The sequence below is a fragment of the Hymenobacter sediminis genome (genome assembly GCF_003231285.1).
Lineage (GTDB): Bacteria > Bacteroidota > Bacteroidia > Cytophagales > Hymenobacteraceae > Hymenobacter > Hymenobacter sediminis.
The window spans coordinates 1-4,019 of the sequence record NZ_QKNS01000018.1 but is presented as its reverse complement, the minus strand read 5'-3'; the positions used below and the strand labels follow the sequence as shown (position 1 = coordinate 4,019).

Here is a 4,019-nt window from a genome sequence, read left to right as displayed (position 1 = left end):
GGCTTACGGCCCCCTCGACGGGACCGGTTCGGGGGGGAGGGTTGGGGATTATCTGGAGTCATAAGCAAAGCCCCCCGCAGGGGCAAGATGAGTGAGCCGAAGGCGAACGGGTTTTCCGAATTTCGCGAAGCGCGATTCGGAAAACACATCTTGCGTATCGTTCCGTATCGTTCTTTCGGACCATTAAGCTACACCTTTTTCCCCCACTGCCCCTACGTCTGGCACTCTTACTTTTCCCTCACATTTCCCCCCATCATCTTAAAAAGCCCTGGCCTGTGGGGAGCATAGTTCATCTTCTTACCCGCACCTACTCGTCCTCGTCCAGTTCCGGCCATCGGTACTCCATCTGCTGACGTATGGAGTGGGCCTGCTTCTGCTCACCCCAACTCAGCACCTCTATCCACGTCGGCGGAACCCGGTCCCCAAGCTGGGCTGTCTCATATGGGTGAATCAGGTACACCGACTTTATCCGGAACCCTTTGCGTAAGAAGCGCAGCAGTAAATCGGCCGCGTGCCCTCCTTGGTACACCGAGTAGTTGAACAGCTTATTATCTGTTTTACCATCCGGTCCGTCTGCGTAGAAGCGGATAGAGTACAATTTCTTTTCAGACATCGAGGGTGCCGAAATTGTGGATGTATGTCGTTCCCAGTCGGCCTAGTTTGGCAATTATTAAAGCCTTGCCCGAATTGAGGAACTAGGCTGTAGCGGAAAAACGTGTGATTCTGTGCCATATACGATGAATGAATAGTTTCACAATTATACATAATCATGTATAATTTACCATAGTTTTGTATAATTAATAATCGCCCACTTTTGGGTATGCCCGTGAATCAAGAAAATATAGACCACCTGCGCTCCTGGCTTACTCCAGAGCGGTTAAAGTATATCAACTGTTCAGCTCTCGACCGGGCTGCTGGTCGCCCACCGGGAACCCTTTCCCGGTTCGCGGCCGCTCAGGCACACGTTACCCTGCGCTATGTAGGGCCGGAAGACTACTATCCCTACCTGGTGCTACTAGGCTACCAACCGCCCAAAACGGCCTAAATTGACCCGTTTTCGCTGTTTTTTATGCGTTTTTGTGCTCTTTTCTTCGGCTGGGCATGGCCTACAAGTTGGGTGCTGAACAAGGGCTTATCCTGCTCGGCCTCGGAAATGTAGACTGCTGCATCGAATAAGGCGTAACGCTTACCGTTAGCATCTGATTTCCAAGCTATTTGTGAATTAACAGCATAGATATTAGTACTACCTGATTTGAATACGGCTAACGCTTTTTTATTCTTCAGATGAGTAACTGCATAATGGACAGTAGTTCTGCTCATCCCTAGTGCCTCTCCCAACGCCATTTGACTGACTACAAGAGCATTCCGGTTATCCATATGCTGAAATAACCAGAGAAGAACTTTTCCGGCTGACTGATTCTCAGCCATTATTTCAATTACAAGCGGAATCTTGTCTTCGTATAATTGGACAAAACCACTATTCACCTTGGTTACTTCCCCGGTTTCAGGGTCGATGATATTCTTCTCGTGGGCCATGTTTTAGTGTTCAATATGAGTGTGCATTGTTGTTGCAAACGTAAAACAAAATTCCAAATTATCTTTACATCATGTTCAAAATTTTAAGCTAATTGTATCAAACGTGTTCAGTAGCTATTGAACACCTATGTTCAATACCATTGAACACGTTTGAAAAATAAAACATTGTTAATCAATAACTTATATACTTATACTTCTTACTCTTTCATAACCGCACCGTTTGGCTTGCTTTGCTACTCTCGTGGGTGTGTTTGAATGTGAATGCTCTTAGGATTCCTGAATACTCAATTGCAGATTATAAATACCCTCTTTCTGCACAGTTAAGAAATTGAACTATCCCACCCACAAGGCCGGGTTTTTTAAGATGTGTAGCTTTGCTCTGTCAGTCCTTACAGGTGTGTGGGACTGACAGGGCGGGTACACTTCCTGCTTCACACCTACTGCAACAGAAAGGGGGTACCGACAATTTGCCGGTACCCCCCTTTCGATTGGGGCGGTAGGGAAAAACTACTTAGTGGGGCGGTGGAAGGTCTTGCGCGTTAGAGCTGGGTTAGCCTTGTTTAGCCGTAAATAGCCCGTTATCAGCCAATCGTGCTGGCTCCGCTCTTGGCGCAAGGAATCCCGGTAGGCTATGGCAATGTTAGTTACCTGTTGGTCATGCTTGTCCCGTTCGCTCTTTGCCTGCCAGGCATACACGGTGGCCACCGTCAGCCCTAGCACGAGCACAACCACCCCTAGCAGCAGCCGCCAATCCGTAAAACCCCATACCTGGCCCACTACGGGCACTTCCTTGGGTATCCGGCTGACGACTTGTTCAAGCTGCTTAGTGCCCGTAGTGAGCGTATTTTCGACCTGTTCCGGGGTGGTTAGGTGCGGCTGGATGCGCGCGGCTACCCCCTTGTAGTCAATGGTAAACGTGGGAGCCTTGCTGGCCTCCTGCAGGAGCTGCGCTACCTGGGCCTGGCTCACGGGCTGGCCCTGCTCCTGCACCCGCTTGTATAAGGCCTCAATGCCCTTGCGGATGGCGTTGATGTCGTCAAAAAGTTCTTGCATTGCTTCTGTTCGTGTGAAATGGTGTCGTGTTATCCTATGCTCAGGCCCTTATCCTGCTCCCTATCGGGTGTTTGCCCCCGCTGTTGGCCCTGGGAGAGCTTAGCGTAGGCCGCGGCCAGCTTAGCCAGGGCGTAGGCGTCAGCGGCTTGTTTTAGCCCTGCTGCGGGCTGCTGGCCCTGAGATTGGGTCTGTTCCTGAACCCTGGGTCGGTCAAAGCCCGCTTGCAGATTACCGGCGCTGTATTCGCGGCCTACCTGGCTACCCTTCACCCGGTGGCCCTCGTGCGTGAACACCACCCCGGCCGGGCTGCCGTCCTTGCGCCGGGTCAGTTCCAGTCTGATGCCCCGCTTGCCCAGCTCAGCCCCCAGCTCGTCGAAGCTCCGCACCTGCCTGGCCGTGTAGCTCAGCGCCCGCCCGATGTCGTGCCGGGCTCGGCTCCAGTCGGCCGACTGCTGCTCGTGCGGGCTGCTGGCTTTCGCCTGGGCCGGGGTCGGGCCGATTTCCCGCGCCTGCTTGCGGCCCACCTGGTCGGCCACAATCAACCCGTACTCGGCCTCGATGCGCTTGCACGCCTCCACGCTGCGCGACCGGCTGAACTGGTCGCTGATGGTCTGCCCGTCCAGGTCTACCCGGTTTACCACCAGGTGCATGTGCGGGTGGGCTTTGTCGTGGTGGCGCACCACGGCCCATTGCGTGTTCTCCGGGTCAATGCGCATTCCCCGTAGGTAGTCCTGGGCAATGCGGCCCATCACGGTATTATCTAATTTTACTTGCTCTTCGGCCGGAAAAGCCAGGGCCACGTGCAAAACGGCCTTTCCCAGTCCGGGCCGCATGGCCCGCACCGCGTCAAAGTCCTGGGCCATGTGGGCGGCGCTGTCCGTCCGTACTCCGTGCGCGGCAATCACCTCGGCTCCCTGTTCGGGGTGCTTTTCCTGCAGTACGTACTGGCACATAGCCGGAAAACTCTTGTTTACCTTCACTTTCCCTATCATGTCGCATCGGGGGCTAGGGTGTTCAGCAAGGCGTGCATCTGCCGGAGAACGACCACCACGGCGGCCCGGATATCCTGGCCCTGGTGGCCCTGCTTGGTGAGCTGGTTCAGGTTGGCCGCCATGCCGGCGAGTTGGGCCAGCTCCCGCGCTTGCTCGGGCGTGCGCGGGGCCGGTAGCCGTGTGGCCGTGTCCTGGCTCAGCCACACGGCCCGCAGCACCTCACCCTGGCTACGGTTGAATTGCTCGGCCTCCCGGTTCAGGCGGACGTGCTCGGCATCAGTCAGCCGGACGCTGACCACGTGGCGTTGCTTCTGCTCGACTGGGCCGGGCTTACGGCCCCCTCGACGGGACCGGTTCGGGGGGGAGGGTTGGGGATTATCTGGAGTCATAAGCAAAGCCCCCCGCAGGGGCAAGATGAGTGAGCCGAAGGCGAACGGG

General features: G+C 55.0%; 6 protein-coding genes. 1 reads left to right on the top strand and 5 read right to left on the bottom strand.

Features of this window, described 5'->3' with window-relative positions; genetic code table 11:
* Positions 1–307 precede the first annotated feature (307 nt).
* Positions 308–613, bottom strand: coding sequence for a hypothetical protein (locus tag DNI29_RS23750; protein ID WP_110980641.1), 306 nt, complete (start codon positions 611–613; stop codon positions 308–310).
* A 207-nt stretch (positions 614–820) separates the two neighbouring features.
* Here DNI29_RS23750 and DNI29_RS23745 point away from each other — a divergent pair, with 207 nt between their 5' ends.
* Complete coding sequence (locus DNI29_RS23745; protein ID WP_123823424.1) at positions 821–1,045, top strand: hypothetical protein; 225 nt, start codon at positions 821–823, stop codon at positions 1,043–1,045.
* On the opposite strand, the gene DNI29_RS23740 is transcribed toward DNI29_RS23745, so the two are convergent.
* The 4 genes from DNI29_RS23740 to DNI29_RS23725 form a co-directional block, all read right to left on the bottom strand.
* A complete protein-coding gene (locus DNI29_RS23740) occupies positions 1,042–1,536 on the bottom strand; it encodes a replication/maintenance protein RepL (RefSeq protein WP_110980639.1) in 495 nt (164 codons plus the stop codon). The two genes, DNI29_RS23745 and DNI29_RS23740, sit on opposite strands and share 4 nt — an antisense overlap.
* Before the next feature lie 507 nt (positions 1,537–2,043).
* Complete coding sequence (locus DNI29_RS23735) at positions 2,044–2,589, bottom strand: hypothetical protein (RefSeq protein WP_110980638.1); 546 nt, start codon at positions 2,587–2,589, stop codon at positions 2,044–2,046.
* Between the two features lie 29 nt (positions 2,590–2,618).
* Entirely contained in the window at positions 2,619–3,581 is a 963-nt protein-coding gene (locus DNI29_RS23730) for a relaxase/mobilization nuclease domain-containing protein (protein WP_110980637.1), read from the bottom strand.
* Positions 3,578–4,019 (bottom strand): plasmid mobilization protein (locus tag DNI29_RS23725; RefSeq protein WP_110980636.1); only part of this gene is annotated, 442 nt, incomplete at its 5' end. The genes DNI29_RS23730 and DNI29_RS23725, both read right to left, overlap by 4 nt.